The organism is Gardnerella sp. CCPDSM, from assembly GCF_056754715.1.
In genome coordinates this window covers 114,455-140,993 of record NZ_JBQEQO010000003.1, presented here as the reverse complement: position 1 = coordinate 140,993, position 26,539 = coordinate 114,455, and the positions used below count along the sequence as shown (strand labels likewise).

The 26,539-nt window shown below is 47.3% G+C and carries 35 protein-coding genes; all 35 read left to right on the top strand.

The window, feature by feature from the left end; all coding sequences use genetic code 11:
* Window positions 1-3: 3 nt before the first annotated feature.
* The 35 genes from ACTJLE_RS02790 to ACTJLE_RS02620 all read left to right on the top strand — a co-directional run bounded on the left by ACTJLE_RS02790 (window position 4) and on the right by ACTJLE_RS02620 (window position 26,496).
* Entirely contained in the window at window positions 4-672 is a 669-nt protein-coding gene (locus ACTJLE_RS02790) for an IMPACT family protein (RefSeq protein WP_481267336.1), read from the top strand.
* A gap of 10 nt (window positions 673-682) precedes the next feature.
* The gene (locus tag ACTJLE_RS02785) at window positions 683-1,318 is read left to right on the top strand and encodes an AbrB family transcriptional regulator (RefSeq protein ID WP_481267335.1); all 636 of its coding nucleotides are present in this window, start codon (window positions 683-685) and stop codon (window positions 1,316-1,318) included.
* An 8-nt stretch (window positions 1,319-1,326) separates the two neighbouring features.
* A complete protein-coding gene (gene malQ / locus ACTJLE_RS02780; RefSeq protein ID WP_481267334.1) occupies window positions 1,327-3,492 on the top strand; it encodes a 4-alpha-glucanotransferase in 2,166 nt (721 codons plus the stop codon).
* Between the two features lie 227 nt (window positions 3,493-3,719).
* On the top strand, window positions 3,720-4,169 hold the full coding sequence (gene rplM, locus ACTJLE_RS02775; RefSeq protein WP_119487321.1) for a 50S ribosomal protein L13: 450 nt from the start codon (window positions 3,720-3,722) through the stop codon (window positions 4,167-4,169).
* Between the two features lie 17 nt (window positions 4,170-4,186).
* The gene (rpsI, locus tag ACTJLE_RS02770; RefSeq protein ID WP_481267333.1) at window positions 4,187-4,675 is read left to right on the top strand and encodes a 30S ribosomal protein S9; all 489 of its coding nucleotides are present in this window, start codon (window positions 4,187-4,189) and stop codon (window positions 4,673-4,675) included.
* Between the two features lie 551 nt (window positions 4,676-5,226).
* Window positions 5,227-7,887 carry a hypothetical protein gene (locus tag ACTJLE_RS02765; RefSeq protein WP_481267332.1) on the top strand — a complete coding sequence of 887 codons (2,661 nt, stop codon included), beginning with the start codon at window positions 5,227-5,229 and terminating at the stop codon, window positions 7,885-7,887.
* 1,191 nt (window positions 7,888-9,078) lie between these two features.
* Window positions 9,079-11,799 carry a bifunctional acetaldehyde-CoA/alcohol dehydrogenase gene (adhE, locus tag ACTJLE_RS02760; protein WP_481267331.1) on the top strand — a complete coding sequence of 907 codons (2,721 nt, stop codon included), beginning with the start codon at window positions 9,079-9,081 and terminating at the stop codon, window positions 11,797-11,799.
* 393 nt (window positions 11,800-12,192) lie between these two features.
* On the top strand, window positions 12,193-12,501 hold the full coding sequence (gene rpsJ / locus ACTJLE_RS02755) for a 30S ribosomal protein S10 (RefSeq protein WP_003808013.1): 309 nt from the start codon (window positions 12,193-12,195) through the stop codon (window positions 12,499-12,501).
* A 14-nt stretch (window positions 12,502-12,515) separates the two neighbouring features.
* A complete protein-coding gene (gene rplC, locus ACTJLE_RS02750) occupies window positions 12,516-13,166 on the top strand; it encodes a 50S ribosomal protein L3 (protein WP_481267330.1) in 651 nt (216 codons plus the stop codon).
* A 5-nt stretch (window positions 13,167-13,171) separates the two neighbouring features.
* Window positions 13,172-13,837, top strand: coding sequence for a 50S ribosomal protein L4 (rplD, locus tag ACTJLE_RS02745; RefSeq protein WP_119487325.1), 666 nt, complete (start codon window positions 13,172-13,174; stop codon window positions 13,835-13,837).
* A gap of 5 nt (window positions 13,838-13,842) precedes the next feature.
* On the top strand, window positions 13,843-14,139 hold the full coding sequence (rplW, locus tag ACTJLE_RS02740) for a 50S ribosomal protein L23 (protein ID WP_004105515.1): 297 nt from the start codon (window positions 13,843-13,845) through the stop codon (window positions 14,137-14,139).
* A 34-nt stretch (window positions 14,140-14,173) separates the two neighbouring features.
* Window positions 14,174-15,004: a 50S ribosomal protein L2 gene (gene rplB / locus ACTJLE_RS02735; protein ID WP_004129060.1), complete on the top strand. Its 831-nt coding sequence runs from the start codon at window positions 14,174-14,176 to the stop codon at window positions 15,002-15,004.
* 15 nt (window positions 15,005-15,019) lie between these two features.
* Window positions 15,020-15,298, top strand: coding sequence for a 30S ribosomal protein S19 (rpsS, locus tag ACTJLE_RS02730; protein WP_004114357.1), 279 nt, complete (start codon window positions 15,020-15,022; stop codon window positions 15,296-15,298).
* Between the two features lie 16 nt (window positions 15,299-15,314).
* Entirely contained in the window at window positions 15,315-15,674 is a 360-nt protein-coding gene (gene rplV / locus ACTJLE_RS02725; RefSeq protein WP_004105510.1) for a 50S ribosomal protein L22, read from the top strand.
* A 2-nt stretch (window positions 15,675-15,676) separates the two neighbouring features.
* Window positions 15,677-16,492: a 30S ribosomal protein S3 gene (gene rpsC, locus ACTJLE_RS02720; protein WP_004129057.1), complete on the top strand. Its 816-nt coding sequence runs from the start codon at window positions 15,677-15,679 to the stop codon at window positions 16,490-16,492.
* A gap of 4 nt (window positions 16,493-16,496) precedes the next feature.
* On the top strand, window positions 16,497-16,916 hold the full coding sequence (gene rplP, locus ACTJLE_RS02715) for a 50S ribosomal protein L16 (protein WP_116712250.1): 420 nt from the start codon (window positions 16,497-16,499) through the stop codon (window positions 16,914-16,916).
* Window positions 16,916-17,167, top strand: coding sequence for a 50S ribosomal protein L29 (gene rpmC / locus ACTJLE_RS02710; protein ID WP_004105502.1), 252 nt, complete (start codon window positions 16,916-16,918; stop codon window positions 17,165-17,167). Before rplP ends, rpmC begins: the two co-directional genes overlap by 1 nt.
* Before the next feature lie 2 nt (window positions 17,168-17,169).
* Complete coding sequence (rpsQ, locus tag ACTJLE_RS02705) at window positions 17,170-17,436, top strand: 30S ribosomal protein S17 (protein WP_004114365.1); 267 nt, start codon at window positions 17,170-17,172, stop codon at window positions 17,434-17,436.
* A gap of 91 nt (window positions 17,437-17,527) precedes the next feature.
* Window positions 17,528-17,896 carry a 50S ribosomal protein L14 gene (gene rplN / locus ACTJLE_RS02700; protein ID WP_004574089.1) on the top strand — a complete coding sequence of 123 codons (369 nt, stop codon included), beginning with the start codon at window positions 17,528-17,530 and terminating at the stop codon, window positions 17,894-17,896.
* A gap of 1 nt (window position 17,897) precedes the next feature.
* Window positions 17,898-18,233 carry a 50S ribosomal protein L24 gene (gene rplX / locus ACTJLE_RS02695; RefSeq protein ID WP_119487326.1) on the top strand — a complete coding sequence of 112 codons (336 nt, stop codon included), beginning with the start codon at window positions 17,898-17,900 and terminating at the stop codon, window positions 18,231-18,233.
* Window positions 18,230-18,802, top strand: coding sequence for a 50S ribosomal protein L5 (gene rplE / locus ACTJLE_RS02690; protein ID WP_004129048.1), 573 nt, complete (start codon window positions 18,230-18,232; stop codon window positions 18,800-18,802). Before rplX ends, rplE begins: the two co-directional genes overlap by 4 nt.
* Window position 18,803: 1 nt before the next feature.
* The gene (locus ACTJLE_RS02685) at window positions 18,804-18,989 is read left to right on the top strand and encodes a type Z 30S ribosomal protein S14 (protein WP_004114370.1); all 186 of its coding nucleotides are present in this window, start codon (window positions 18,804-18,806) and stop codon (window positions 18,987-18,989) included.
* Between the two features lie 86 nt (window positions 18,990-19,075).
* On the top strand, window positions 19,076-19,474 hold the full coding sequence (rpsH, locus tag ACTJLE_RS02680) for a 30S ribosomal protein S8 (RefSeq protein ID WP_004105495.1): 399 nt from the start codon (window positions 19,076-19,078) through the stop codon (window positions 19,472-19,474).
* A gap of 16 nt (window positions 19,475-19,490) precedes the next feature.
* Complete coding sequence (rplF, locus tag ACTJLE_RS02675; protein ID WP_481267329.1) at window positions 19,491-20,030, top strand: 50S ribosomal protein L6; 540 nt, start codon at window positions 19,491-19,493, stop codon at window positions 20,028-20,030.
* 1 nt (window position 20,031) lies between these two features.
* A complete protein-coding gene (gene rplR / locus ACTJLE_RS02670; RefSeq protein ID WP_481267328.1) occupies window positions 20,032-20,403 on the top strand; it encodes a 50S ribosomal protein L18 in 372 nt (123 codons plus the stop codon).
* Window positions 20,400-21,128, top strand: a complete 729-nt coding sequence (gene rpsE / locus ACTJLE_RS02665) for a 30S ribosomal protein S5 (protein ID WP_004134284.1) — start codon at window positions 20,400-20,402, stop codon at window positions 21,126-21,128. The genes rplR and rpsE overlap by 4 nt, the downstream gene beginning before the upstream one ends.
* A complete protein-coding gene (rpmD, locus tag ACTJLE_RS02660) occupies window positions 21,128-21,310 on the top strand; it encodes a 50S ribosomal protein L30 (protein WP_004105491.1) in 183 nt (60 codons plus the stop codon). Before rpsE ends, rpmD begins: the two co-directional genes overlap by 1 nt.
* 2 nt (window positions 21,311-21,312) lie before the next feature.
* On the top strand, window positions 21,313-21,768 hold the full coding sequence (gene rplO, locus ACTJLE_RS02655) for a 50S ribosomal protein L15 (protein ID WP_481267327.1): 456 nt from the start codon (window positions 21,313-21,315) through the stop codon (window positions 21,766-21,768).
* Between the two features lie 198 nt (window positions 21,769-21,966).
* Window positions 21,967-23,307, top strand: coding sequence for a preprotein translocase subunit SecY (secY, locus tag ACTJLE_RS02650; RefSeq protein WP_119487328.1), 1,341 nt, complete (start codon window positions 21,967-21,969; stop codon window positions 23,305-23,307).
* 33 nt (window positions 23,308-23,340) lie between these two features.
* Window positions 23,341-23,901 (top strand): adenylate kinase, encoded by a 561-nt coding sequence (locus ACTJLE_RS02645; protein ID WP_119487329.1) that lies wholly within the window; start codon window positions 23,341-23,343, stop codon window positions 23,899-23,901.
* Between the two features lie 172 nt (window positions 23,902-24,073).
* Complete coding sequence (gene infA, locus ACTJLE_RS02640; RefSeq protein ID WP_004129021.1) at window positions 24,074-24,292, top strand: translation initiation factor IF-1; 219 nt, start codon at window positions 24,074-24,076, stop codon at window positions 24,290-24,292.
* Between the two features lie 21 nt (window positions 24,293-24,313).
* Window positions 24,314-24,427: a 50S ribosomal protein L36 gene (gene rpmJ / locus ACTJLE_RS02635; RefSeq protein ID WP_003842636.1), complete on the top strand. Its 114-nt coding sequence runs from the start codon at window positions 24,314-24,316 to the stop codon at window positions 24,425-24,427.
* A 134-nt stretch (window positions 24,428-24,561) separates the two neighbouring features.
* Entirely contained in the window at window positions 24,562-24,939 is a 378-nt protein-coding gene (gene rpsM / locus ACTJLE_RS02630; RefSeq protein WP_119487330.1) for a 30S ribosomal protein S13, read from the top strand.
* An 83-nt stretch (window positions 24,940-25,022) separates the two neighbouring features.
* Window positions 25,023-25,421, top strand: coding sequence for a 30S ribosomal protein S11 (rpsK, locus tag ACTJLE_RS02625; protein WP_004105468.1), 399 nt, complete (start codon window positions 25,023-25,025; stop codon window positions 25,419-25,421).
* Between the two features lie 79 nt (window positions 25,422-25,500).
* Entirely contained in the window at window positions 25,501-26,496 is a 996-nt protein-coding gene (locus ACTJLE_RS02620; protein ID WP_481267326.1) for a DNA-directed RNA polymerase subunit alpha, read from the top strand.
* Window positions 26,497-26,539: the final 43 nt, after the last annotated feature.

Below are 26,539 nucleotides of genomic sequence, written 5' to 3'. Positions count from 1 at the left end.
CACGTGCCCAAATCGCATAATATTTTGCACACTGTGCTAGAGCAACCTGACGCGCCGGCTCATGATTCGTTTGTTGAGAAAAAGTCAGAATTTATTGGGGATATCTGTCATATAACAACGCTTGATGAAGCTGTGTCTTTTACGCAATCAGTGCGTTTAAAACATCCTAAGGCGCGTCATGTAGCTTATGCTGCGATTTGCGGTTCGTCGGGAGCTCTTTTATGCGAACGTATGAGTGATGATGGTGAACCATCTGGAACTGCCGGAAAACCCATACTAGATGTTCTAAGGGCTGCGAATTTAACTGATTGCGTAGTAACAGTAACGCGTTATTTTGGTGGGATTCTGCTTGGTTCCGGAGGATTAACGCGCGCTTATGCTAAAGCTGCAAGTATTGCGGTAGATGCATCGCAAATCGTAGATATTATTTCTTGTACCAACTTTATTTGCACGCTGCAATACCAGCAATTACGTATGTTAAAACATATAGTAAGTAAAGTAGAAGGAATAGTTGATAACGAAACTTACGGCGCGCAAATTTGCATTACTATTGCTGTACCAACTTCGAAATCGCAAGAATTTTTAAATATGGTGCAAAATGCTTTTTCTGGAACTATAGTGCCGAAAGCAGATGGTACTCTAAGTAATAAGCTAATCAGCACTAATCGTTAAAGGTGATTTCATGAGTAATGATAATGAAAAAACACAGGATAATAATGATTCTTCGTATGAGCCTTTAACAGCAGTATATGAGCATTTACGCCATAGTGAAAATTCAGATGAGCTACATGAGTTTGCTAGGCGTAAACTGCCGGATCGTGCGGATCAAGCTGCATTTTCTAGAGCCACTTCTTTGCTAGAAGCTGTGGCTGGTAACGCGCACACTCCAGAAGAAGATCGTATTTATTTAGCTACTTCAATGCCATTTCCAAATATATTGGTAAAACTTTCGGAAGATTCTTCAAATAACGTGCGATTGGCTGTAGCAAAAAATACAGATGCTAAAAATTGGCTAGTAGGAAGACTTACGAAAGATTCCTGCGGTGCTGTGCGCGACGCAGCATTATGCAATCCAAAAGCTTCGTGGAAAATGCGCTTAGAGGGCGCTCAATGTGACGGTGTGGGCGCAGAAACATTGCAATATTTAGCATCCTTAGGTGTAAGTGCGGAAGAAAACGCTCCTGTTGTATTGGCAACTATGGTGCGTCGTGCAGTTGCGCTAAATCCTGGTGTGCCGGAAAATGTTTTGCGAAAATTATGCGACGACAAATCGGAAGACGTGGCGATGGCTGCTCGCAGTCGTTGCTCTCGCGAATAATGGAAAACATGAATAACACAACAGAAGAAGTGACAGCAATGACGCCATTGCATCGCCTCGCTGAATTAATGGGCGTTGGCGTACGTTTTACCGGTTCCGACAATAAAGAGTACGAAATTCAAGATGACGTGCTTGTGTCGGTATTAGGAGCTTTAGGGGTTGACGCTTCTAACGAAGATGCAATAGAAAAATCAACACAAAATATTTTGGAATATCGTCACGGACGTATTATTGCGCCAACTGTTTTGCATACTGCTGGCACATGTGACGAAATAATTGTAAATACTGGCATTCTTGAATATCCAGTTGCAACATTAACTCTGGAAAATGGCGAGCAATACAAAGGCGACTTAGCTATTGTTCCTAACGAAAACGATGTTGCGTACCCTGTACATGACAAATTTATTGCAACTTCTTTAATTAAAATTCCTGAAGATGTGCCAATGGGATATCACACATTGCGTGTAACGGTTGGCGATCGTTCGGAAGAAGCTACGCTTATTAGCGCTCCAGAAAGCATTGATACGCTTAATTCCTTAGAAGCAAACGGTGAGCAGCTTTGGGGCTGGATGGCTCAATTGTACTCAATTCGTTCTTCACAATCTTGGGGCGTTGGCGATTTTGCAGATTTGGCTACGTTGCTTACTCAAGCTAAGGCAAAAACTGGTGCCGACTTTGTATTAATCAACCCAATGCATGCTGGCGAGCCGGTAACTCCTTTGACTCCATCCCCATACTTGCCAGTTGCTCGCGGAATGGTAAACGTAACGTATATTCACCCAGAAAGTATTCCTGAATACGCTACTTTGAAAGACGAAACTCGCGAAGAAATCGACAATCTTCACGATCAAGTTGAGCCTCTTAATAATGACGCACAAATTATTGATCGCGATTCTATGTGGCGCGTAAAAATGCGTGCGCTGTGGCTGATTTTCAAGGCTGGTTTAGCGGAAGATCGCGCTCGCGTATTTGAAGCATTTAAGCAGGAAATGGGCGATCGACTTGAGTCGTATGCAACATGGTGCTTGTGCTACGACAAGTGGGGTGCTCCTAAAGGCGACGATTGCTGGGAGAAGACTCTTAATAAGGATTCCGAGCAAGTGCGCGAGTTGGCAGAGCGTTTCCCGGATACGCTTGAGTTTTATCGTTGGCTTGAGTGGGTTGCTTTTACTCAGTTGCATGATGCTCAGGTTGCTGCACGCGAAGCTGGAATGAAAATCGGCATTATGTCGGATATGGCTGTTGGTGTGCATCCTGCAGGCTCCGAAGTTTGGTGGAATCCTGAGCGATTTGCTAACGGCGCAACTGTTGGCGCACCTCCTGATTACTTCAATCAGCAAGGTCAGGATTGGTCGCAGCCTCCTCTGCACCCGTTCGAGCTTGAGCGAACTGGTTTCCGCACATACCGAGACATGGTTCATGGCATGTTTGCTTCTGCTGGTGCTGTGCGAATTGATCACATTCTTGGACTTTTCCGCCTTTGGTGGATTCCAGAAGGTGCAGCTCCAAGCGGCGGCGCATATGTTTATTACGATGCGGATATTATGCTCGGCATTTTAGCTATTGAGGCAACTCGCGCTCACGGCGTGGTTGTTGGTGAAGATTTGGGCGTTTTGCCAGCAAACGCTTTGGACGTATTGCGCAAGAAGGCTGTGCTTGGTTGCACGGTTGAATGGTTTGAAGTGAGCGATGGTGAATTCCGTACTCCAGATAAGTGGCGCGAAATGACGCTTGCTTCTGTAAATACGCATGATTTGCCGCCTGCTGCCGGCTATTTGCGCTACGAGCATGTGAATATTCGCGAGCGCTTGCACTTGCTTACCGGATCTGTAGAAGAATTCCGTGCCGGCGCTGAAGCGGAGCATCGCGCTATGATGCGTATGCTTGTTAAGGGTGGTTACTTAGATGCACAGTTGCTTGAGGATGAGGAAGCTCATACTCAGGAAATTATTGAAGCATTGTATCGCGCTTTGAAGGACGCTCCTTCGCGTTTGCTTGCTGCTTCTTTGGTTGATGCAGTTGGGGAGTATCGTGCGCAAAATCAGCCTGGAACTAATGACGAGTATCCAAACTGGCGTATTCCTCTTGCTGATGCTGATGGTAACGCTGTTTTGCTGGAGAATATGTTTGATTTGCCTCGCGTAAAATCTTTGGCAAATATTATGAATGCTTAACGAAAAGTAGCGAAATTCGTCTCAGGCATATATAACAATAGACATTTGCAAGTAGTCGTCACTTGGCGATATACTTGCAGATTGTTGTGTTTCCCTAAGGGGTCCTTCAAAGCGCTTTTCCCACTCGCCATCGAGGACTTTCAGGGAGCCCACGGATTATGAGTAACGTGTTTTCTATAAACCAAGAAAACGCAACGCTCGAAACACAATAGAGAAAAGGTACGATTGTGAAGACTTTCACACCGAAACCAGCAGATTTGACTCATGACTGGTACATCATCGATGCCACTGACGTGGTACTTGGTCGTTTGGCCTCTCAGGTAGCAATCTTGCTGCGTGGTAAGAATAAGCCAACGTTTGCTCCTCATGCTGATTCTGGCAATCACGTTATTATTATTAACGCTGAAAAGATTGCATTGACCGGCAACAAGTTGAGCAAGGAATTATATTCCCACTCTGGTCGTCCAGGCGGCCTTCGTCGTGACAGCTATGAAGAGCTTTTGGAGAAGAATCCAAAGCGCATTATCGTGGCTGCCGTCAAGGGCATGCTTCCAAAGAATCGTCTTGCTAAGGTGCAGCTTGACCGCCTTCGTGTGTTCACTGGCGCTGAGCATCCGCACACTTCGCAGAAGCCACAGGTCTTCGAGATCGCTCAGGTCTCTCAGCAGGCTAAGTGAGATCAAGGAGAATAGATATGGCAGAAAATAACAACTCCGCGGTTCTTGAGAACGAAGAAGAACTGACTAGCTACACCACTGAAACTAACGCTGGTGCAGGCACTGGTACTTCCGCCATCGAGCCAGGCTACGGCACTGGTCGTCGTAAGGAAGCTGTTGCTCGCGTGCGTTTGATTCCAGGCTCCGGCAAGTGGACCATCAATGGCCGCACTTTGGAAGAGTACTTCCCATCCCGTTTGTTGCAGCGCGAAGTGAATTCACCAATCGTGTTGCTCAAGCTTGAAGGCAAGTTTGACGTTGTTGTCCTCGTTGACGGCGGCGGCACTACCGGCCAGGCTGGTGCTATTCGTTTGGGTGTTGCTCGTGCTTTGAATGCTATCGATCGTGACGCAAACCGTGCTTCTTTGAAGAAGGCTGGCTTCTTGACCCGCGACGCTCGCGTTGTGGAACGCAAGAAGGCTGGTTTGCACAAGGCACGTCGTGCACCTCAGTTCTCGAAGCGTTAAGTTTCGCGAATTTATATTTTACAAAATGGCTTCAGGCTTCTGCTTGGAGCCATTTTTATTTATATTTTTTATATTTTTTTTTATTATCAAAATTATTGGGTTATAGGCCAAAAAGTGTGTAAAGCTAAGTTGATGAGTATTCTGCGGGTATAAACCACAGCCTCAACACCGTTACTAACTCAGTTAACGAACTGAGAAAATAACGGTGATAGGCTCAACACTGTTACTAACTCAGTTAACGAACTGAGAAAATAACAGTCATGAGACCTTCGCGCAGCGCGACGACTGCGTGCGAGTCCGAAAACTGTTAACTAGAGGCCATAACGCAGAACGCTAACTGCGCGCGAGTCCGAAAACCGTTAACTAGAGACCATAACGCAGAACGCCGAAATAATACACAGTGTTTGTGATAGCGCGAGATTTTAGGGATTAAGCCTTTTCTGCATTTGTGGCTGGGGGGGGGGTAGTCTTGTAGAAGGTGCTATGTTGCGCTGATTTTGTGCAGCGTTGTGCTTTAGTTTAAATTCATTGAGAGCTATAAGAAGGTGCATATGATGAATAAAAAGTTTATAGCAACATTTGCTGCTGCAGCTATGTTGTGTTGCGTATGCAACGCTGGCGTTGCAGTGGCAGATGAAAGCACAGCTTTCCAGACGACTATTAATCAATTAGTATCTGAATCAGATAATCATATCGACAACTTAAGAAGAATCGTTAATGCGCAAGATGATACTGAGCTGAAGAAAGATTTTGATAGAATACTGCATTTTATTAATAAACAAAACATTCAGGATGCTCGTTTAAAAATTGAAAAGTTCGAGAAGGATCTTGCTGCTGCAGGAGATAGTCCTGATCAGGCTACGCTTAAAACTTTGAAAGATGAGCATTATGCCGCGCTAAGTGCTTGGTATAATATTTTCACTGGTACCAACCACAATTATCCAATGGCTGCGCGTCATCTACAAGATGATCCATTTACAGGTTATTCTGATTATTCTCGATGGCTTAAAGAAGCTATGTATTATGGAAAAATTAGTGATGCCAATGCGGAAATCTTGAAACTTAAAACAATAAAAGCAAAGATTGCTGATTTTGCAAAGTCGATAAAGCTACCTTCTGAAATAAATCCAGAAAATATTGATGATAAATGTGACCATGAATTTAAGCGTAAAGAATTAGACTTCTGGTATGATGGTACAGCAGATGCTTCCAACACCAAATACGTGGCTGCACAATTAGATTATTGGCGTAAAGATTTACAGTATATTAAGAACAAGTTGAAAGATAAAGTTGCTAAATCAGCTCGCGGACTTGTTGATGATATTGAATATGACTTGGAAGGTAGAATATATCAGCTTACATCCAAAGTTGAAGCAACAATGAATCTTCATGACGGCGAAGAGTATCTGAAGAAACAATTGACAAAATACAATAATCTAGAAGATGCTTTCAGACATAATGTTACGGAATATAACGACTTTGGTATAACACAGGATCAAAGTAGCACACCGGCTAAAGATCCTAGCTTTGATTATGATGCTTATGGCGATCTTGAACACGAGATTGAAACTTTGTACGACAGCTCGTCTTATAAAGAGCTTTACTCTAAATACGGTGATGCTGATGCAAATAAAGATAAAATGGATTCTGCTGCTCGCGAACAGTATTTAAAAGATTACAAAAAACACATGGAACTTCAGAAGGATATATATAAGCTAGAAGCGAAGCGGAACGCTTTGGGCAAGTATCCAGATGTAGATCATAAGCCTACTACCGATTCGAGGACAGCGCGACCGGGTGCTATTTCTTACGCATACTTGCAATTGAAATTTAAGAAGTATGTGCAAAATCTGCTTAAACAAGGAAAGAGCCTTGAAAACTGGCTTGCAGAAAATAAGCCGGCCTATGATGCCATATTTAGGGATCGCGAGAAAGACTTCGGTAATGTATACACAGTATATAGAAACTCAGATCAATACCCGAAGTATTTGGAATCGTACTTTAAGCAGCATCGTTATGAGTTTATTAGAGACTTGGTTGCTTCGCAAGATAATAAGCAGTATGTGAATGATGCGTTGAAAAAACACAAGACGTATGCACAGATGATTCAGGAAACTAATGATTCTCTTAAGGGCATTGACACTGATACTTATAATAAGCGATATCAGCGTATTAAGTTTATTGAGCATCTACAGGAATACGGCAATGATGATGAAGTTGCCAGTATGCTTAATACGGACGACTTAGCTTTGACTCCTGAACAGAAGTCGAGCGAAAGCGTTGCTCCAATCGATTATAATAACAGTTCGTTTGATAATTTTGGCTATAATTACAATAGAAGGAAGAACCACAACACTAATCCTGGTGGTGGTTCCGGTAACACTAATCCTGGTGGTGGCTCCGGCAATAATACTGGCAACACTAATCCTGGCGGTGGTTCCGGTAACACTAATCCTGGCGGTGGCTCCGGCAATAATACTGACAACACTAATCCTGGCGGTGGCTCCGGTAATGGCTCCGGCAATAATCCTGACGGTAATAATCCTGAAGGTGGTTCCAACGGTGGTTCTGTCGGCGGCCCTACGAAGGATTCTGGCGATGATTCTGATGATTTTAATTGGGACGATTTTAATTGGGACGATTTGAATCTTGATGATTTGAATCTTGATGATTTGAATTTGGACGATTTGAATATCAAGCATACTCAGCCTGATAATCCTCAGTCAAAGAAGAATAAGTCTGATAATCCTCAGACCAACAATACCGATGTTGATGATTTCAACATCGATGATTTCAACATCGACGACTTCGATTTAGACGATTTAGATTTGGATGACTCGGATTTGAGCAATTTCTATAGTGATAATACTCAGTCCAATAATGCTAAGCCTAAGAAGAATAAGTCGGAAAATCCTCAGACCAGCAATACCAATGTTGATGATTTCGATTTAGACGATTTCAACATCGACGATTTTAATCTTGATGATTTGAATTGGGACGATTTGAATAGCAAGCATACTCAGTCTGATAATCCTCAATCAAAGAAGAATAAGTCTGATAATCCTCAGACCAACGATACCAATGTTGATGATTTCAACATCGATGATTTCAACATCGACGATTTTGATCTGGATGACTTGGATTTGAGTGATTTGGATTTGAGTGATTTCTATAGCGATAATCCTCAGGCCAATAATGCTGAGTCTAAATAAACTGAGCTTGGCTATACCAAGGTTGTAGAAACTAAGTAATTATGTTCTTGCTGCTGTTGCGAATGTAGCAAGTGCATAAAACATGTAGGCGGTGTGGAGTGTATCCTCACCGCCTACTTAGTTATATAGCTATAGCGTTGTACGTATTACCTTTGCGAGCTATAAGGTAATAACCCAAGCCTCAACCCAACCCAAGCGCCAAAACAAACATAAACACCGTTACTAACTCAGTTAACTGACTGAGAAAGTAACGGTGATAAGCAAAACACTGTTACTAACTCAGTTAACTGACTGAGAAAGTAACGGTGATAAGCAAAACACTGTTACTAACTCAGTTAACTGACTGAGAAAGTAACGGTGATAAGCAAAACATTGTTACTAACTCAGTTAACTGACTGATAAAGTAACGGTGATAAGCAAAACATTGTTACTAACTCAGTTAACTGACTGAGAAAGTAACGGTGATAAGCAAAACATTGTTACTAACTCAGTTAACTGACTGAGAAAGTAACGGTGATAAGCAAAACATTGTTACTAACTCAGTTAACTGACTGAGAAAGTAACGGTAATAAGCAAAACATTGTTACTAACTCAGTTAACTGACTGAGAAAGTAACGGTGATAAGCAAAACATTGTTACTAACTCAGTTAACTGACTGAGAAAATAACGGTGATAAGCAAAACATTGTTACTAACTCAGTTAACTGACTGAGAAAATAACGGTAATTGGCAAAACACTGTTAATATTTCAGCTAACGAACTGAGCTAGTAACACTCAAGCATTCGTACAATCCTTGCTTCAATGCTCTAGTAACTAAAGAAATAACCAACATTCGGCATAATGGGATTCCTACTACCGTAAGGGTTATGAGCTTATTTTTTACACACTTTTGGCCTATAACCCAAATTATCAATATATTTATTTATATTTAAATGTTACAAATAGTGTGTAAGTATCTTATAAACTTAACATTCTAGAAAATTAATGCAATAATCGCACATAAATAATTACAAATAAGCACAAATAACGAACATAACCCTATCTACCTCGCTCATAAATAGCGCAACTCGCCTCAAATTAACGAAAGTACACCAAAGACGATAAATTGTGACTTGTGTCACATAATTACGGTGAACAATAATTTTAATAATAATTTATTGAACCGCAGGTGAAATATCGAGGAGGATGCTCATGGTTGAGGCAAAACACCAATCTGAGGCTGGGAAAGCTGATAACGCTGATGCTATTGACGATGTTGCGTTAGCAGCTCAACAGGAAGTTGACAATCTTGTTGAAAAAGCAGCTCATGCTCTTGACGAATTTGAAAATCTTAATCAAAAACAAATTGACCACATTGTTGCTAAAGCTTCAGTTGCAGCGTTAAATAAGCACTTAGTTCTCGCAAAAATGGCAGTTGACGAAACTGGACGTGGCTTGGTAGAAGATAAAGCTACAAAAAATATTTTTGCTTGCGAGCATATTACGCATTATTTAGCAGGGCAGCGCACTGTTGGAATTATTCGCGAAGACGATGTTCTAGGTATTGATGAGATTGCTGAACCAGTTGGTATTGTTGCTGGCGTAACTCCAGTAACTAACCCAACTTCTACCGCAATTTTTAAGTCCTTAATTGCACTTAAAACTCGTTGCCCAATTATTTTTGGTTTCCATCCTTTCGCTCAAAAGTGTTCTGCTGAAGCTGCTCGAATTGTTCGTGATGCCGCTGTAGCTGCCGGCGCTCCAAAAGATTGCATTCAGTGGATTGAGCATCCTTCTATTGCTGCAACCGGCGCTTTAATGAAGCATCCGAAGATTGCAACTATTCTTGCAACCGGCGGACCTGGAATGGTTAAAGCTGCGTATTCTTCCGGTAAGCCAGCTCTTGGCGTAGGTGCTGGAAACGCTCCTGCTTACGTTGATTCCGACGTTGATATTTCGCGCGCTGCAAACGATTTGATTCTTTCTAAGCATTTTGATTACGGCATGATTTGCGCAACTGAGCAGGCTATTATTGCGCATACGGATGTTTATGATCCTTTGCTTCGCGAATTAAAGCGACGCAAGGCTTATGTTGTAAATGCTGAGGAAAAAGCAAAGCTTGAGCAGTACATGTTTGGATGCACTTCGTATTCCGGCAATACTCCAAAGCTTAATTCGGTGGTTCCAGGAAAATCTCCACAATATATTGCGCATGAAGCCGGCTTTGAAATTCCAGAAGATGCTGTGATTTTGATTTCTGAGTGCAAAGAAGTTGGCGAAATGGAACCGCTTACTATGGAAAAGCTTGCTCCTGTGCATGCAATGTTGCGAGCAGAAAATAAGGAGCAAGGCTTTGAAATGTGCGAGAAAATGCTTGTGCATGGAGCCGGTCACACTGCTGTAATTCACACGAATAATCAAGATCTTGTGCGCGAATACGGCGTTCGTATGCATGCATGCCGTATTATTTGGAATTCTCCTGGCTCTCTTGGCGGAGTTGGAGATATTTACAATTCGATTGCTCCGTCGCTTACGCTTGGTTGCGGTTCATACGGTGGCAATTCTGTTTCCGGCAACGTACAAGCTGTAAATCTTCTTAATATTAAGCGAATCGCACGAAGGAATAATAATATGCAATGGTTTAAGATTCCGGCCAAAACATATTTTGAGCCGAATGCTGTTCGTTATTTGCGAGACATGTATGGTATTGAGCGCGCAGTTATTGTGTGCGATAAAGTCATGGAACAGCTGGGAGTAGTCGATAAGATTATTGATCAGTTGCGTGCGCGTGATAATCGCGTCACTTTCCGCATTATTGATTACGTTGAGCCTGAGCCAAGCGTGGAAACTGTTGAGCGCGGCGCTGAGATGATGCGTGAAGAGTTCCAGCCGGATACCATTATTGCTGTTGGCGGCGGTTCTCCAATGGATGCTTCGAAGATTATGTGGCTTATGTATGAGCATCCGGAGATTTCTTTCGCTGATTTGCGCGAAAAGTTCTTCGATATTCGTAAGCGTGCTTTTAAGATTCCGCCTCTTGGAAGTAAAGCTAAGTTGGTGTGCATCCCAACTTCTTCCGGAACTGGTTCCGAAGTTACGCCTTTTGCTGTTATTACTGATCACAAAACGGGTTATAAGTATCCTGTAACTGATTACGCTTTGACGCCATCTGTTGCAATTGTCGATCCTGTTCTTGCGCGCACTCAGCCTCGTCGCTTAGCTTGCGATTCTGGTTTCGATGCTTTGACGCATGCTATGGAAGCTTATGTGTCTGTTTACGCAAATGATTTCACAGACGCAATGGCATTGCACGCAGCTAAACTTATTTGGGAAAATCTTAACGATTCTGTCAACTCTGAAGACTCGGAACGTAAGATTGAAGCGCAAGAAAAAATGCATAATGCTGCAACGATGGCAGGTATGGCATTTGGTTCTGCATTCCTTGGAATGTGCCATGCTATGGCTCATACTATCGGCGCTTTGTGCCACGTGGTTCATGGTCATACGAATGCAATTTTGTTGCCGTATGTGATTCGATACAATGGCCGTATTCCTCAGGAGCCAACAAGCTGGCCAAAGTATAACCATTATGTTGCCGTTGAGAGGTATCAAGAACTTGCTAAGAATCTTGGAATTGATCCTGGCAGAACTGCAGAAGAAGGCGTGGAAAATCTTGCGCGCGCTGTGGAAGCTTACCGAGATCAAAAACTTGGCATGGATGCTTCGTTTAAGGCTTGTGGAGTAGACGAAGAATACTACTGGTCAATGCTTGATCATATTGGCATGCGTGCTTATGAAGATCAATGCGCTCCTGCAAATCCTCGTATTCCTCAAATTGAAGATATGAAAGATATTGCTATTGCTGCATATTATGGTGTTTCCCAAGAAGAAGGCCATCGTATGCGCATGGAGCGTGAAGCTGGTAATAATTAAAAATCGCAAATACTAAATAATCGTAAATATTAAATAATTAAATAATTGCGATAATTAAATAATCGTAAATATTGTAATAATTAAATAATTACGTATTTAGTAATAAATGGCAGGAGCTTAACTAACTGTAGTTCCTGCCATTTTTTGTTGAAAAATAGCCGACACGCCCGGTTTTTAATAATCGAAGGTTGATGGTTTAATTGCTTAGTTGCCTGTTTTAAGGCTCGCATATTGTAATTCAAAAAAGCGAGCGCGGAAGCGAAAACTTTTTCATGTGAATAAGTTTTTGATGCTGCGCACTGATGTGGAATGACCTTAGGTGTCTATTCTCGACGGTGCCCTTAAATTCAGGTTGGTAAACAGTAAACGAATCGCTAGAAAGGGCGGACGGCAATGGCGGGACAGAAAATCCGCATCAGGCTTAAGTCCTATGACCATGAGGTCATCGACCAATCGGCGAAGAAAATCGTCGAGACGGTGACGAACGCGGGCGCCACAGTAGTGGGTCCGGTTCCTCTGCCGACCGAGAAGAACGTGTTTGTTGTTATCCGTTCTCCTCATAAATATAAGGATTCTCGCGAGCATTTCGAGATGCGCACTCATAAGCGCCTCATTGACATCGTAGATCCAACGCCAAAGGCTGTGGATTCTTTGATGCACATTGACCTGCCTGCGGATGTAAACATCGAGATCAAGCTGTAGGAAGGGGGAGAATAATGTCGCAGAATAATAATCGCACTGCTTTGCTCGGCCGCAAGCTGGGTATGTCGCAGGTTTGGGATGAAAACGGCTTCTTCGTCCCCGTAACTCTGGTTGAGGTTTCTACCAACGTAGTTACCGCTGTAAAGACCGTAGAATCTGACGGCTATTGCGCTGTTCAGCTCGGTTATGGCCAGATTGATCCTACCAAGGTGACCAAGCCATTGGCTGGCCATTTTGCAAAGGCTGGTGTAACTCCTCGTCGTCACCTCGCTGAGGTGCGCACGGAGAACGCAGCAGAGTATCAGCCAGGTCAGGAATTGACCGCTGAGGTGTTCGTTGAGGGTTCTGAAGTAGATGTCACTGGCACTACCAAGGGTAAGGGCTTTGCTGGCACTATTAAGCGTTGGGGCTTCAAGTCCTATCGTCGTACTCACGGCTCGCACAAGAACGAACGTCGCCCAGGTTCTGTGGGCGCTTGCGCAACTCCAAGCCGCATTTTGAAGGGCAAGCGTATGGCTGGTCGCATGGGTCATGTGACTTCCACCGCGCTCAACCTCACCATCGTTTCTTCGGATGTCGAGAACGGCATTCTCGCTATTAAGGGCGCTGTTCCAGGTCCTAAGGGCGCAATCGTTCTCGTCCGTTCGGCAGTGAAGGGAGCCTGATAATTATGGCAAACGTAACTCTGAACGTCACTGATACTACGGGCAAGGCAAACGGTACTGTTGAAGCTCCTGCTGAGATTTTCGGCATCTCCAACGAAGACGTTTTGGCTCATGGCCCATTGGTTCATCAGGTCGTAATCGCTCAGCTTGCTGCTGCTCGTCAGGGCACCCATGCTGTGAAGAATCGTGCTAATGTTTCCGGTGGCGGTAAGAAGCCATGGAAGCAGAAGGGCACCGGTCGTGCTCGTCAAGGCTCCATTCGTGCTCCACAGTGGGTACATGGTGGCGTTGTTCACGGTCCAGTTCCTCGTAAGTACGATCAGCGTACCCCGAAGAAGATGAAGGCAGCTGCTCTTCGTTACGTTCTTTCGGATCGTGCAAATGCTGGACGTATTGCTGTAGTTGATTTTGGTATTAAGGATGTTCCATCCACCAAGAAGGCAGTTGCAGCACTTACCCCTGTGACCAATAACCAGTTCACCACTGTTGTGCTTTCTCGTGAAAACATCAATGAGTGGATGTCTGTACGCAATATCCCAACGGTGCACGTGATCTTCGCTGATCAGCTCAACACCTACGATGTTGTTACAGCTCAGTACGTCGTCTTCTCCAAGGAAGGCTTCGAAGCCTTCGTTGCTGCTAAGACCGAGCCTGTCGTTAAGGAGGCCTGATTTAAATGGTCGCAGTCCATAACCCAGCACATGACGTAATTCTCAAGCCAGTTGTTTCTGAAAAGAGCTATGCAGCTTCTGATCGTGGCCAGTACACTTTCGTAGTTGCTCCAGATGCTAACAAGGTTCAGATCAAGCAGGCTATCGAAGAAATCTTCAAGGTCAAGGTGACAAACGTTAACACCCTGAACCGCGCTGGCAAGTTGAAGCGCTCCCGCACCGGTTTCGGCCGTCGTGTGAATCAGAAGCGCGCTATTGTCACCGTGGCTGAAGGCCAAACGATTGACATCTTTGGTAACTGAAGGCTAGCCGAGAAAAGTAAAGGAATACTATATTATGGCTATCCGCGTTTATAAGCCGACGACTGCAGGCCGTCGCAACGCTTCGGTTTCGGATTTTGCCGAGATCACGCGCTCTACGCCTGAAAAGTCGCTGGTACGCAAACTCAGCAAGACTGGTGGTCGTAACTCTTACGGCCGCATGACTTCTCGCCATCGCGGCGGCGGTCACAAGCGTCAGTATCGTCTCATCGATTTCAAGCGTTGGGACAAGGATGGCGTGCCGGCAAAGGTTGCTCATATTGAGTATGACCCTAACCGTTCCGCTCGCATCGCATTGTTGCACTATGCAGATGGTGAAAAGCGTTACATTATCGCTCCTGAAGGCATTGCCCAGGGTGATGTTATTGAGACCGGTGCTCAGGCTGATATTAAGCCAGGCAACAACCTGCCTCTGAAGAATATCCCAACCGGTACCGTGGTTCACGCAATCGAACTTCGTCCACTTGGTGGCGCAAAGATTGCTCGTTCCGCTGGTGCTGCTGTTCAGCTCGTCGCTAAGGATGGCGCTTACGCTCAGTTGCGTATGCCATCTGGCGAAATTCGTAACGTTGACGCTCGTTGCCGCGCTACGATTGGCGAAGTTGGTAATTCTGATCACGCCAACATTGAGCTTGGTAAAGCAGGTCGTGCACGTTGGCTTGGTCGTAGGCCAATCACCCGTGGTGAATCCATGAACCCTGTGGACCACCCACATGGTGGTCGTACCCGTGGTGGCAAGCCGCCAGTTTCTCCATGGGGCAAGGGCGAGGTTCGTACACGTCGTCCAAAGAAGGCTTCGAACAAGATGATTGTTCGTCGTCGCCCGAATGGTAAGAACCGCAAGTAAGGGAGTGTCGAATAGATGACTCGTAGCATCAAGAAGGGCCCTTTCGTCGACGCCCACTTGCAGAAGAAAGTCGACGAGCAAAACGACAAGGGCACGCACAACGTCATTAAGACGTGGTCGCGTCGTTCGATGATCACTCCTGATTTCATTGGACACACCTTTGCCGTACACGATGGCCGCAAGCATGTGCCGGTATTCGTTACCGAAGCCATGGTTGGTCATAAGCTCGGTGAGTTCGCCCCGACCAAGACCTTCAAGGGTCATGTGAAGGACGACAAAAAGGCACGCCGCTAAAGGAGAGTTAGGACACATGGAAGCTAAAGCAATCGCTCGTCACGTCCGCGTGACGCCGCGCAAGGCTCGCCGCATGGTCGACCTCATCCGAGGCAAGCGTGCAAGCGAAGCTATTACCATTTTGAAGTTTGCTCCTCAGGACGCATCTCTTCCGGTGCGCAAGGTTCTCGAAAGCGCGATCGCTAACGCTCGCGTTAAGGCCGAAAAGGCCGGTGAACCATTCCGTGAGCAGGACTTGGTCATCAAGGAAACCTATGTGGATGAGGGCGTAACGCTTAAGCGTTTCCGCGCTCGTGCACAAGGTCGCGCTGCGCGCATTAACAAGCGCACCAGCCATATCACTGTTATCGTCTCGCTTAAGGAAGGAGCCCGCTAAAGATGGGTCAGAAGATCAATCCTTTCGGCTATCGCCTGGGCATCACCGAGAATCATCGTTCTAAGTGGTTCTCCGACTCCAACAAGGCTGGCGAGCGTTATCGTGACTTCGTCCTTGAGGATGACAAGATTCGCAAGGAAATGAGCCATGACCTCGAGCGTGCTGGCGTATCTCGTATCGTTATTGAGCGCACTCGTGATCGCGTACGTGTTGATATTCACACCGCTCGTCCAGGTATTATTATCGGTCGTCGTGGTGCTGAAGCTGAGCGCGTTCGTGCAAAGCTCGAGAAGCTCACAGGCAAGCAAGTACAGCTCAACATCTTCGAAGTGAAGAACGCTGCACTTGACGCTCAGTTGGTCGCTCAGGGAATTGCGGAGCAGTTGACAAACCGCGTTACATTCCGTCGTGCTATGCGCAAGGCACAGCAGGACGCAATGCGTGCAGGTGCCAAGGGTATCCGTATTAAGCTCTCCGGTCGCCTTGGTGGCGCCGAAATGAGCCGTTCTGAGTTCTATCGTGAGGGTCGCGTTCCACTGCAGACCCTTCGTGCCCTGATTGATTATGGCTTCTTCGAAGCTAAGACCACTTACGGCCGTATTGGCGTAAAGGTCTGGATTTACAAGGGTGATATGACCGAGCGTGAGTTTGAAGAGCAGCAGGCTCAGCAGGGTAAGCGTGAAGGCCGCCGTGGCGACCGTCGTCCACGTCGTGGCGCACGTCCTGCTAACCAGCAGAAGGCTGCTGAAGCACAGGCTGAAAAGCCAGCTGAAGCTGCAGCTGCTGAGGCTCCTGCCGCAACGGAAACGAAGGAGTGAGCAGATGCTTATCCCAAAGAGGACTAAATATCGTAAGCAGCACCGTCCTACCCGTAGCGGCATGTCTAAGGGTGGAACCGAGATTGCTTTCGGCGATTTCGGTATTCAGGCGCTGGCTCCGGCCTACATCACTAACCGACAGATCGAGGCAGCTCGTATCGCAATGACTCGTTACATTAAGCGTGGCGGTCGTGTGTGGATTACGGTCTTCCCAGATCGTCCATTAACCAAGCACCCGCTTGGTGCGCGAATGGGTTCCGGTAAGGGCGCTCCAGAATTCTGGATTGCCAACATCCACCCAGGCCGCGTAATGTTCGAGATCGGTGGTGTTTCTGAGGACATCGCTCGCGAGGCTTTGCGCCGCGCTATCGATAAGCTCCCAATGAAATGCCGTGTTATTGCGCGTGAAGGCGGTGACATCTGATGCCAGTCGGAACTGCAGACTACACCATCAAGAATTTGAACGAGAAGACTAACGCTGAAATTGAAGGCTTCTTAAAGAAGTCCAAGGAAGAGCTTTTTAACTTGCGCTTCCAGGCAGCAACTGGTCAACTCGAAAACAGCGCTCGCCTCAAGGCGGTCAAGCACGACATAGCCAGGATGTATACTATCCTGCGTGAGCGTGAACTCGGCATCAGCCAAGAGCCTGGCGCCACTGAGGTCAAGGAGAAGTAAGCATGGCTGAGAACCAAGAGCGCAACTTCCGCAAGGTTCGTCGCGGTTACGTCGTGTCCGAGGCCATGGACAAGACGATTGCCGTTGAGCTGGAGCAGCGTTCGACACACCCGCTTTACGGTAAAGTCGTTCGCTCCACCCGCAAGGTCAAAGCCCATGATGAACACAACGAGGCACATATTGGCGACCTCGTGAGTATTATGGAAACTCGGCCCCTGAGCAAGACCAAGCGTTGGCGTCTCGACTCGATTATCGAGCGCGCCAAGTAAACAAGTTCGGCAAGGCTCCGCGCTTCACCTGTGTCTGCTTTTAGGGCAGGCACAGGTGAGTGGGGAGAACCAGCTCGGCTAAGGAGAATCAATGATTCAGCAGGAAACGCGGCTTCATGTCGCCGACAACACGGGTGCTAAGGAATTACTTGCCATCCGCGTGCTCGGTGGATCGAAGCGACGCTATGCCGGCATCGGCGACATCATCGTCGCCTCCGTCAAGGACGCGATCCCTGGCGGGTCGGTCAAGAAAGGCGACGTAGTTAAGGCTGTCGTCGTCCGTACTGTCAAGGAACATCGCCGTGTCGATGGTTCCTATATTAAGTTCGATGAGAACGCCGCCGTCATTCTCGGCTCTGGCCGTGAACCAAAAGGCACTCGTATCTTCGGACCAGTCGGTCGTGAATTGCGCGATCAGCGCTTCATGAAGATTGTGTCCCTTGCCCCGGAGGTGATCTGATATGGTAGCCAAGATTAAGTCCGGCGACCAGGTAAAGGTCATTCGCGGCAAGGATCGCGGTAAGGAAGGCAAGGTACTTCGTGTACTTGCTGACGACCGTTTGGTTGTTGAAGGCGTTCAGATTGTTAAGAAGCACGTTCGCGCCACCCAGCAGGGTCAGCAGGCGGGCATTGTATCGGTTGAGGCTCCAATCCATCGCTCTAACGTGATGGTTATTGATCCAGAAACCAAGCAGCCTACCCGCGTTGGCGTGATTGTTAAGCAAGAGGCTCGTGACGGCAAGGTTAAGACCGTGCGCGTGCGTGTCGCCAAGAAGTCCGGAAAGGAGCTGGCATGACCGATACTACAGTTGAGTTGCCGGCAACTCCGCGCTTAAAGCAACAATACAAGGATGAAATCGTTCCAGCCTTGGAGAAGGAATTCGGCCACACTAATCCTATGCAGGTGGCTCGCGTGCAGAAGGTTGTCGTCTCTATGGGCGTCGGCGCTGCAGCTCGTGATTCCAAGCTCATCGAAGGTGCGATTAAGGATCTCACTCTGATCACTGGCCAGAAGCCAAAGGTCACCAAGGCAAAGAAGTCTGTTGCACAGTTCCACTTGCGCGAAGGCCAGGCTATTGGTGCTTACGTTACGCTTCGTGGCGATCGTATGTGGGAATTCTTGGATCGTTTGCTCACTCTGGCTTTGCCACGTATCCGCGATTTCCGTGGTATCAATGGCAACCAGTTTGACGGTCAGGGCAATTACAACTTCGGTCTTACGGAACAGTCTATGTTCCATGAGATTGATCCTGACTCGATTGATCATCAGCGTGGTATGGACATCACCGTGGTGACTACCACCAAGGACGATGTGGAGGCCAAGTCTTTGCTTAAGCACCTCGGTTTCCCATTCAAGGAGAACTGAAATGGCAAAAACCGCTCTGAAAAACAAGGCGGCCGCTAAGCCGAAGTTCAAGGTACGCGCTTATACGCGTTGCCAGGTTTGTGGTCGTCCTCACTCCGTGTATCGCAAGTTCGGTCTGTGCCGTGTTTGCCTTCGTGAGAAGGCACATCGCGGTGAGTTGCCGGGTGTTACGAAGTCCAGTTGGTAAATATCGACGCTGAAGGTCCACTGCCCAAAGACAAAGGTCTCATATAGAGGCGGTGGAAACCACGGCGAGAAAGGGCGTTAGCCCACATGACAATGACAGATCCAATCGCAGACATGTTGACACGTCTGCGTAACGCGAGCGCGGCAAAGCACGATACCGTGGAAATGCCGTACTCCAAGTTCAAGGCGAACATCGCCGAGATTCTGAAGCACGAAGGCTACATTAAGGACTTCGCTGCTAAGGAAGCTAAGGTTGGACAGACGTTGGAAATTACGTTGAAGTATGGCTCCAATGGCCAGCGTTCTATCCAGGGCATCAAGCGCATTTCTAAGCCAGGCTTGCGTCGTTACGCTAAGTCTGATGCTTTGCCAATGCCTCTTGGTGGTCTCGGTATCGCTATTATCTCGACCAGCTCGGGATTGTTGACTCAGAAGGAATGCCTCGACCGAGGCATTGGCGGCGAAATTGTCGCCTACGTATGGTGAGAAAGGAGAGCTGAAGATGGCATCGCATATTGGTAAGCTCCCCGTCGACATTCCTCAAGGCGTGGAAGTAAAGATTGAAGGTCAGTCCTTCAGCGTCAAGGGCGCTAAGGGTTCTGACTCCTATGTAATTCCAGAGGGTATTACCGCGGAAGTTGCTGAGAATCAGATTGTTTTGACTCCAGCTGACGATTTGCGTCCAACTCGTGCAAAGCACGGCTTGGCTCGCGCAATTGTTGCTTCCATGGTTAAGGGTGTGCATGATGGCTACACCAAGACTTTGGATATTGTCGGTACCGGTTATCGTGCAGTAATGAAGGGCAAGGGCATTGAGTTCTCGCTCGGTTATTCTCACACTATTACCGTTCAACCACCGGCAGGTATTGAGTTCGAGTTGCCAAATCCTAACCAGGTAATCGTTAAGGGCACTGATAAGCAGACTGTTGGCCAAGTTGCTGCTAACATTCGTAAGCTTCGTGCTCCAGAACCTTACAAGGGTAAGGGTATTAAGTACACCGATGAACGCATCCTGCGCAAGGCTGGAAAGGCTGGTAAGTGATATGAGCGTTAAGATTTTCGGTAAGGGTACCAAAGTCGCACGTTTGCGTCGTCACGCCCGTCTTCGTAAGCGTATTGCTGGCACATCTGAACGTCCTCGTTTAGTTGTTTCTCGTTCTAACCGTCACATGGTTGCTCAGATTGTGGACGATGTCAAAGGCATTACTTTTGTAAGCGCTTCCACTTTGACTGCAGACTTCGCTGGTTTCACCGGTACGAAGACTGAAGCTGCAACCAAGGTTGGTGAGTTGGTAGCGGCTAAGGCGAAGGAAGCGGGTATTACCGCTGTAGTCTTCGACCGTGGCGGCAACAAATATCATGGTCGCGTCGCAGCAGTGGCTGAAGGCGCCCGTCAGGGAGGTCTGGCACTGTGAGCGACAACGAAAAGGAAACCCAAGTGGCTGAAGAAACTCAGAACACTCAGGCATCCGCTGAGGAACGCAACGATGATCGCCGTTCTCGCCGTAACAAGGGCGAGGGTAAGCGTGGCGAGCGTCGTAACCGTCGTGAAGAAAACCGCGGCGAGGAGCTTCTGGATCGCGTAGTTACTATTAACCGTGTTTCCAAGACCCACAAGGGTGGTCGTACCTTTAGCTTTGCAGCACTTGTTGTTGTTGGCGACGGTAAGGGCACTGTTGGTGTTGGTTACGGCAAGTCTCGCGAAGTTCCAGCAGCTATCGCTAAGGGTCAGCTTGACGCCAAGAAGCATATGTTCACCGTTCCACGCATTCGTGGCACCGTCACTCATCCAGTGCTCGGTCACGATGCTGCTGGTACCGTGTTGCTTCGTCCAGCTGCTCCAGGTACTGGTGTAATCGCTGGTGGTGCTGTGCGCGCCGTTATGGAATGCGCTGGTATTACCGACATCCTCACCAAGTCCATGGGCTCTGCCACTGCTGTTAACGTAGTGCGCGCTACTGTGGACGCTTTGAAGAAGCTCGAAGAGCCAGAAGAAATTTCTGCTCGTCGTGGCCTCTCCCTTGAGGAAGTCGCTCCTGATGCTTTGCTCCGTGAGCGCGCTGCCGGCATTGCCGAAGCTCGCAAGGCTCGCGAAGAAGCTCAGGCCGCCAAGGCAGCTGAAGCAAAGGATGGTGAGTGATGTCAAATTTGAAGATCACTCTGGTGCATGGTTTGGTTCACACCACTGAGCGCCAGCGCGCGAACGTTCATACGCTCGGCCTTCATAAGATTGGTCATAGCGTAGTTCGTGAGGACACCCCCGTCAATCGTGGCTTGGTCATGGCCGTGCGCCACCTGGTGAGCGTCGAGGAGGTCGACTGATTATGGCTAACGAAGAACCAATGCTGCATATGCATACGCTGCGTCCAGCTCCAGGAGCTAACAAGGATCGCATCCGCGTAGGCCGTGGTGAAGGCTCCAAGGGTAAGACCTCGGGTCGTGGTGATAAGGGCACAAAGAAGCGTTATCAGGTGCGTCCTGGCTTCGAAGGTGGCCAGCTCCCACTCTACATGCGCTTGCCTAAGTTGCGTGGCTTCAAGAGTCCTTTCAAGAAGGAGTTCCAGGTCGTCAACGTTGCAGCTCTCGCTGAACTCTTCCCAAAGGGTGGCGAAGTTACTGTTGCTGACCTCATTGCCAAGGGCGCTGTGCGCGATGGCTACCCAGTTAAGGTTTTGGGTGACGGCGAATTAACCGTTTCCTTGACTCTTAAGGGTATGAAGGCTTCTGCTTCTGCTAAGGCTAAGATTGAAGCTGCAGGCGGTTCCGTAAGCGAAGAGTAGTTAAATAAAACTACTTGAGTTTAATGCAGTTATAAATCTGTAAATAGTCCCTCTAGCATTGTCTAGGGGGACTATTTTTATCGTCAAAACTCACCAATAATCTATTTCAGTAGGCACCGTGAGATACACTATTGCCTCAGAGTTTGTTTTTTGCACTGTTGCGCCTAGGAGTGCGCGAAAAAAGGGAGGAAGACCCAGGTGAAAACGTTAATCCAGGCCTTCAGGACGAAGGAGTTGAGGAATAAGATCCTCTTCGTCTTCGCTATGATTATTATCTACCGTATCGGTTCGTTTATTCCGATTCCAGGTGTCGATTATAAAGTAATTCATGCTTGCACAGCTAAGTTAGCTTCGTCTAAAGAGAACTTTATTGGGTTGGTTAACTTGTTCTCAGGCGGCTCGCTTTTGCAGCTTTCTATTTTTGCTTTGGGCGTAATGCCTTACATTACGGCTTCCATTGTGATTCAGCTGCTTCGCGTGGTTATTCCGCGCTTCGAGGCTTTGCACAAGGAAGGCCAGTCAGGCGAGACAAAGCTTACGCAGTACACGCGTTACTTAACTATTGGTTTGGCTATTTTGCAGTCGACTACTATTTTGGTAACCGCTCGTTCTGGTGCGCTCTTTAACTATCAGTGCGGCCAGGTTATTCCTGACGGCAGCTTCTGGAGCCTTGTCGTAATGGTTTTGATTATGACCGGCGGCACGGGCCTTATTATGTGGATGGCAGAACTTATTACCGATAAAGGCATCGGCCAGGGTATGTCCGTCTTAATCTTCATGTCTATTTGCTCTGGCTTCTTGCCAAAGCTTTGGGAGATTGGTTGGGGCACAAACGGCTCCAATGGCGATTGGACTAAGTTCTCAATTGTTGCAGGCGTTTTGCTTGTTATTCTTGTCTTCGTTGATTTTGTGGAGCTTGCGCAGCGTCGTATTCCTGTGCAATACACTCGTCGTATGATTGGCCGCAAGATGTATGGTGGTTCTTCCACTTACTTGCCATTAAAGGTCAATATGAGCGGCGTTATTCCACCAATCTTTGCTTCGTCAATTCTTGCTGTTCCTACACTTATTGCCCAGTTTGGCGATAAGAAGCAGGGATGGGTTAATTGGATTGAAGATAACTTAGCTAATTCCACTTCTGCTTGGTACATTGCTTTCTACACAGTGATGATTGTGTTCTTCTGCTTCTTCTACACGGAGATTACTTTCAACACTGACGAAAGCGCAGATAACATGAAGGAGTATGGTGGCTTTATTCCTGGCATTCGTGCTGGTAGCGCCACAAGCCATTACTTGAGCTATGTTATGAACAGATTGAACACTGTTGGCGCTGTGTATTTGCTTTTCGTTGCGTTAATTCCTACCGTTTTGATTATGGCTTTGCATTTGAATACAAAGTTGCCATTCGGCGGTACAACCATCTTGATTATTGCAGGCGTTGGTTTGGATACCTTGCGTCAAGCAAAGGCTCAGACTGAGCAGTTCCAGTACGCTGGTTTCTTGTTCAATCATGAGGATCAAAAGCAAATATCTAAGTAAGTAAATTAATTTGTGAAGAATCAAGGAGATAATATGCGATTGCTGATTATGGGTCCGCAAGGCGTAGGTAAAGGAACCCAAGCCGCTTTGTTAAGTGAGCATTACGGTATTCCAGCAATTTCTACAGGCGATATTTTCCGTTACAATCTGAAGAATCAGACTGAGCTTGGTAAGCAAGTTCAGGGTTACCTTGACAAAGGCGAGTTGGTTCCAGATGAGTTGACGAATACTATCGTTAAGGATCGTCTTGCTCAAGATGATGCTAAGAACGGCTGGATTCTCGACGGTTACCCACGCAACGCTTCCCAGGTTCAAGCATTGGATCGCATGTTGGAAGATCTCGGCACTCCTCTTGATCACGTTGTTGCTCTTGAAGCTGAGCGTGAAGTTTTGCTTGAGCGTATGCAAAAGCGAGCTGTAGAGCAGGGTCGTTCTGACGATACTCCTGAAGTTATTGCCAAGCGTTTGGAAACTTACGAAAAGGAAACCGCTCCGTTGCTTGATATTTACGAAAGCCGCGGTCAGTTGGTTGCAGTTGATGGCGTTGGCGATATTAAGGAAATTAATAATCGCATCGTCGAATCGCTAAATTAATTTAGTAGCAAATCAATTTAGTAACAAATTAATTTAGTAAGTTATTAAAATTTCACGCAATGCGCCCTATTCGACACGCCGAGTGTTGTAAGGGGCGCATTTCCTGTATTATAGAAGATTGGCGTGTCTTCGGATGCGCAAAGTAGTATATCCAAGGAACGGAACGAGGCTCATGGCAAAAGACGGTGTGATTGAAGTCGAAGGCAAGGTAGTCGAAGCGCTGCCGAACGCGATGTTTCGTGTTCAGCTCGAGAATGAGCACATCGTACTAGCGACGATTTCTGGGAAGATGCGCAAAAATTACATTCGTATTCTTCCGCAAGATCGTGTAGTGCTGGAGATGAGTCCATACGATTTGAACCGCGGACGTATTACGTACCGTTATAAGTAAAGGTACAAGCAAAGGAAAACCATGAAGGTCAGCCCTAGCGTGAAGAGGATCTGCGAAAACTGCCGCGTGATCCGCCGTCACGGCCGCGTCATGGTGATCTGCATTAACCCACGTCATAAGCAGCGTCAGGGCTGAGCAGATTTCCATCGCGGAATACATAGAATAAGGCGCTGAGTCACAGCAAAAGCTGAACCCTGGGTGCGCAGGCCCAGGCCGCAGATAATGCGGAAGACTTGGTGCACGACCTGCGTAACAGTAAAGGAATTACAATGGCACGTCTTGCCGGAGTAGATATTCCAAATGAGAAGCGCATTGAGATCGCCCTCACCTACATTTTTGGTGTTGGCCGCACTCGCGCTAAGGAAACGCTTGCCGCGACCGGTGTTAATCCGGACACTCGCGTCAAGGATCTTACGGATGAACAGCTGATCACCCTGCGTGATTATCTTGAAGCTAATTACAAGATTGAAGGCGATTTGCGTCGTGAAGTCGACGCCGACATCCGTCGTAAGATTCAGATCAACTGCTATCAAGGCCAGCGTCATCGCAAGGGTCTTCCTGTGCGTGGTCAGCGTACCAAGACTAATGCTCGTACTCGTAAGGGTCCAAAGCGTACTGTCGCCGGGAAGAAGAAGGCCACCCGATAGTAGTCGGTGGTCGGCTCTAGGCCACGGATACATTTCCATCGTCTAGACATACCAACTCATTCGTCATTAGGAAACGAGGGTCAATGGCAGCTGCAAAGCAAGCCTCGCGCAAGCCGCGTCGCCGGGACCGCAAGTCGGTGCCGGTTGGGCAGGCGCATATTAAATCAACATTCAATAACACGATTATCTCCATCACCGATCCATCCGGTGCAGTCCTTTCCTGGGCTTCCGGTGGTGATGTCGGCTTTAAGGGTTCCCGTAAGTCGACTCCTTACGCTGCAGGTATGGCCGCTGAGTCTGCCGCTCGTAAAGCAATGGAGCATGGCCTTAAGAAGGTTGACGTGTTTGTTAAGGGTCCAGGTTCCGGTCGTGAAACCGCTATCCGTTCCCTCCAGTCCGCGGGTCTCGAAGTTGGTTCTATTACCGACGTCACCCCGCAAGCGCATAACGGCGTACGCCCACCAAAGCGTCGCCGCGTCTGAGCACTCTTACGAATCCATCCATCCAACCCGCTTATGGGCGGCGAGTGCACCACCGACCAGAAGCTGAAAGGATACCAAAGTGCTTATCGCACAGCGTCCGACACTTACCGAGGAACCACTGAATCCCCAGCGTTCTCGCTTTATTATTGAGCCGTTGGAACCAGGTTTTGGCTACACTCTCGGCAATTCGCTGCGTCGTACCTTGTTGAGTTCCATTCCAGGTGCTGCCGTTACTTCGGTACGCATTTCCGGAGCTTTGCATGAGTTTACGACTCTGCCAGGTGTTGAAGAAGATGTCACTGAAATTCTGCTGAACATCAAGGGCATCGTGCTCACCAGTGAGTACGACGAGCCTGTAGTGATGTATTTGCGCAAGAATGGTAAAGGTGAAGCTACTGCTGGAGACATTACTCCTCCAGCTGGTGTGACTATTGCCAATCCTGACTTGCATATTGCTACACTCGCCGAAGATGGTGAACTTGAAATTGAGTTTACTGTTGAACGCGGTCGCGGCTACGTGCCAGCTCAGATGAACAAGCAGGAGAACAGCGAAATCGGCCGCATTCCTGTGGATTCGATCTACTCACCAGTTTTGAAGGTGAGCTATAAGGTCGAAGCTACCCGCGTGGAACAGCGCACGGACTTCGATAAGCTCATCCTGGATGTGGAGACCAAGCCAGCTATTACACCGCGCGATGCTGTTGCATCCGCTGGTTCGACCTTGGTAGAGCTTTTCGGTCTTTGCCGTGAGCTTAACGTTGAGGCCGAAGGTGTAGAAGTTGGTCCAGCGCCAACTCGTGATGATTCTGATTCTCAGTTGGCTATACCGATTGAAGAAATGAATCTTACCCAGCGCAGCTACAATTGCTTAAAGCGCGAGGGTATTCATACAGTCGGCGAACTGGTAGTTCACACTGAGCAGGATTTGCTCGATATTCGTAATTTCGGCATGAAATCCATCGATGAGGTCAAAGAAAAGTTGCAGACTATGGGTCTGTCTTTGAAGGCTTCGCCGATTGGCTTCGACGCCAACAATCTCGAAGGTGGCACTTTCTTCTCGCCTGAAGACGAGTAAAGTCCATCTGCAATCGTCGTAACATTCGGATGTTCGGGTTGAT

Excerpts from the sequence above, each read along its gene's own strand:
- rplV (WP_004105510.1), top strand. The coding sequence starts at position 15,315 with ATGGAAGCTAAAGCAATCGCTCGTCACGTCCGCGTGACGCCGCGCAAG.
- rpsJ (WP_003808013.1), top strand. The coding sequence starts at position 12,193 with ATGGCGGGACAGAAAATCCGCATCAGGCTTAAGTCCTATGACCATGAG.
- rpsH (WP_004105495.1), top strand. The coding sequence starts at position 19,076 with ATGACAATGACAGATCCAATCGCAGACATGTTGACACGTCTGCGTAAC.
- rpsQ (WP_004114365.1), top strand. The coding sequence starts at position 17,170 with ATGGCTGAGAACCAAGAGCGCAACTTCCGCAAGGTTCGTCGCGGTTAC.
- rplF (WP_481267329.1), top strand. The coding sequence starts at position 19,491 with ATGGCATCGCATATTGGTAAGCTCCCCGTCGACATTCCTCAAGGCGTG.
- malQ (WP_481267334.1), top strand. The coding sequence starts at position 1,327 with ATGAATAACACAACAGAAGAAGTGACAGCAATGACGCCATTGCATCGC.
- rplO (WP_481267327.1), top strand. The coding sequence starts at position 21,313 with ATGGCTAACGAAGAACCAATGCTGCATATGCATACGCTGCGTCCAGCT.
- ACTJLE_RS02765 (WP_481267332.1), top strand. The coding sequence starts at position 5,227 with ATGATGAATAAAAAGTTTATAGCAACATTTGCTGCTGCAGCTATGTTG.
- infA (WP_004129021.1), top strand. The coding sequence starts at position 24,074 with ATGGCAAAAGACGGTGTGATTGAAGTCGAAGGCAAGGTAGTCGAAGCG.
- rpsM (WP_119487330.1), top strand. The coding sequence starts at position 24,562 with ATGGCACGTCTTGCCGGAGTAGATATTCCAAATGAGAAGCGCATTGAG.
- rplW (WP_004105515.1), top strand. The coding sequence starts at position 13,843 with ATGGTCGCAGTCCATAACCCAGCACATGACGTAATTCTCAAGCCAGTT.
- rplC (WP_481267330.1), top strand. The coding sequence starts at position 12,516 with ATGTCGCAGAATAATAATCGCACTGCTTTGCTCGGCCGCAAGCTGGGT.
- adhE (WP_481267331.1), top strand. The coding sequence starts at position 9,079 with ATGGTTGAGGCAAAACACCAATCTGAGGCTGGGAAAGCTGATAACGCT.
- rpsK (WP_004105468.1), top strand. The coding sequence starts at position 25,023 with ATGGCAGCTGCAAAGCAAGCCTCGCGCAAGCCGCGTCGCCGGGACCGC.
- rplR (WP_481267328.1), top strand. The coding sequence starts at position 20,032 with ATGAGCGTTAAGATTTTCGGTAAGGGTACCAAAGTCGCACGTTTGCGT.
- ACTJLE_RS02685 (WP_004114370.1), top strand. The coding sequence starts at position 18,804 with ATGGCAAAAACCGCTCTGAAAAACAAGGCGGCCGCTAAGCCGAAGTTC.
- rplN (WP_004574089.1), top strand. The coding sequence starts at position 17,528 with ATGATTCAGCAGGAAACGCGGCTTCATGTCGCCGACAACACGGGTGCT.
- rplX (WP_119487326.1), top strand. The coding sequence starts at position 17,898 with ATGGTAGCCAAGATTAAGTCCGGCGACCAGGTAAAGGTCATTCGCGGC.
- rplD (WP_119487325.1), top strand. The coding sequence starts at position 13,172 with ATGGCAAACGTAACTCTGAACGTCACTGATACTACGGGCAAGGCAAAC.
- rplE (WP_004129048.1), top strand. The coding sequence starts at position 18,230 with ATGACCGATACTACAGTTGAGTTGCCGGCAACTCCGCGCTTAAAGCAA.
- rpmD (WP_004105491.1), top strand. The coding sequence starts at position 21,128 with ATGTCAAATTTGAAGATCACTCTGGTGCATGGTTTGGTTCACACCACT.
- ACTJLE_RS02645 (WP_119487329.1), top strand. The coding sequence starts at position 23,341 with ATGCGATTGCTGATTATGGGTCCGCAAGGCGTAGGTAAAGGAACCCAA.
- rplP (WP_116712250.1), top strand. The coding sequence starts at position 16,497 with ATGCTTATCCCAAAGAGGACTAAATATCGTAAGCAGCACCGTCCTACC.
- rpmJ (WP_003842636.1), top strand. The coding sequence starts at position 24,314 with ATGAAGGTCAGCCCTAGCGTGAAGAGGATCTGCGAAAACTGCCGCGTG.
- rpsC (WP_004129057.1), top strand. The coding sequence starts at position 15,677 with ATGGGTCAGAAGATCAATCCTTTCGGCTATCGCCTGGGCATCACCGAG.
- rpsI (WP_481267333.1), top strand. The coding sequence starts at position 4,187 with ATGGCAGAAAATAACAACTCCGCGGTTCTTGAGAACGAAGAAGAACTG.
- ACTJLE_RS02785 (WP_481267335.1), top strand. The coding sequence starts at position 683 with ATGAGTAATGATAATGAAAAAACACAGGATAATAATGATTCTTCGTAT.
- rpsS (WP_004114357.1), top strand. The coding sequence starts at position 15,020 with ATGACTCGTAGCATCAAGAAGGGCCCTTTCGTCGACGCCCACTTGCAG.
- rplB (WP_004129060.1), top strand. The coding sequence starts at position 14,174 with ATGGCTATCCGCGTTTATAAGCCGACGACTGCAGGCCGTCGCAACGCT.
- rpmC (WP_004105502.1), top strand. The coding sequence starts at position 16,916 with ATGCCAGTCGGAACTGCAGACTACACCATCAAGAATTTGAACGAGAAG.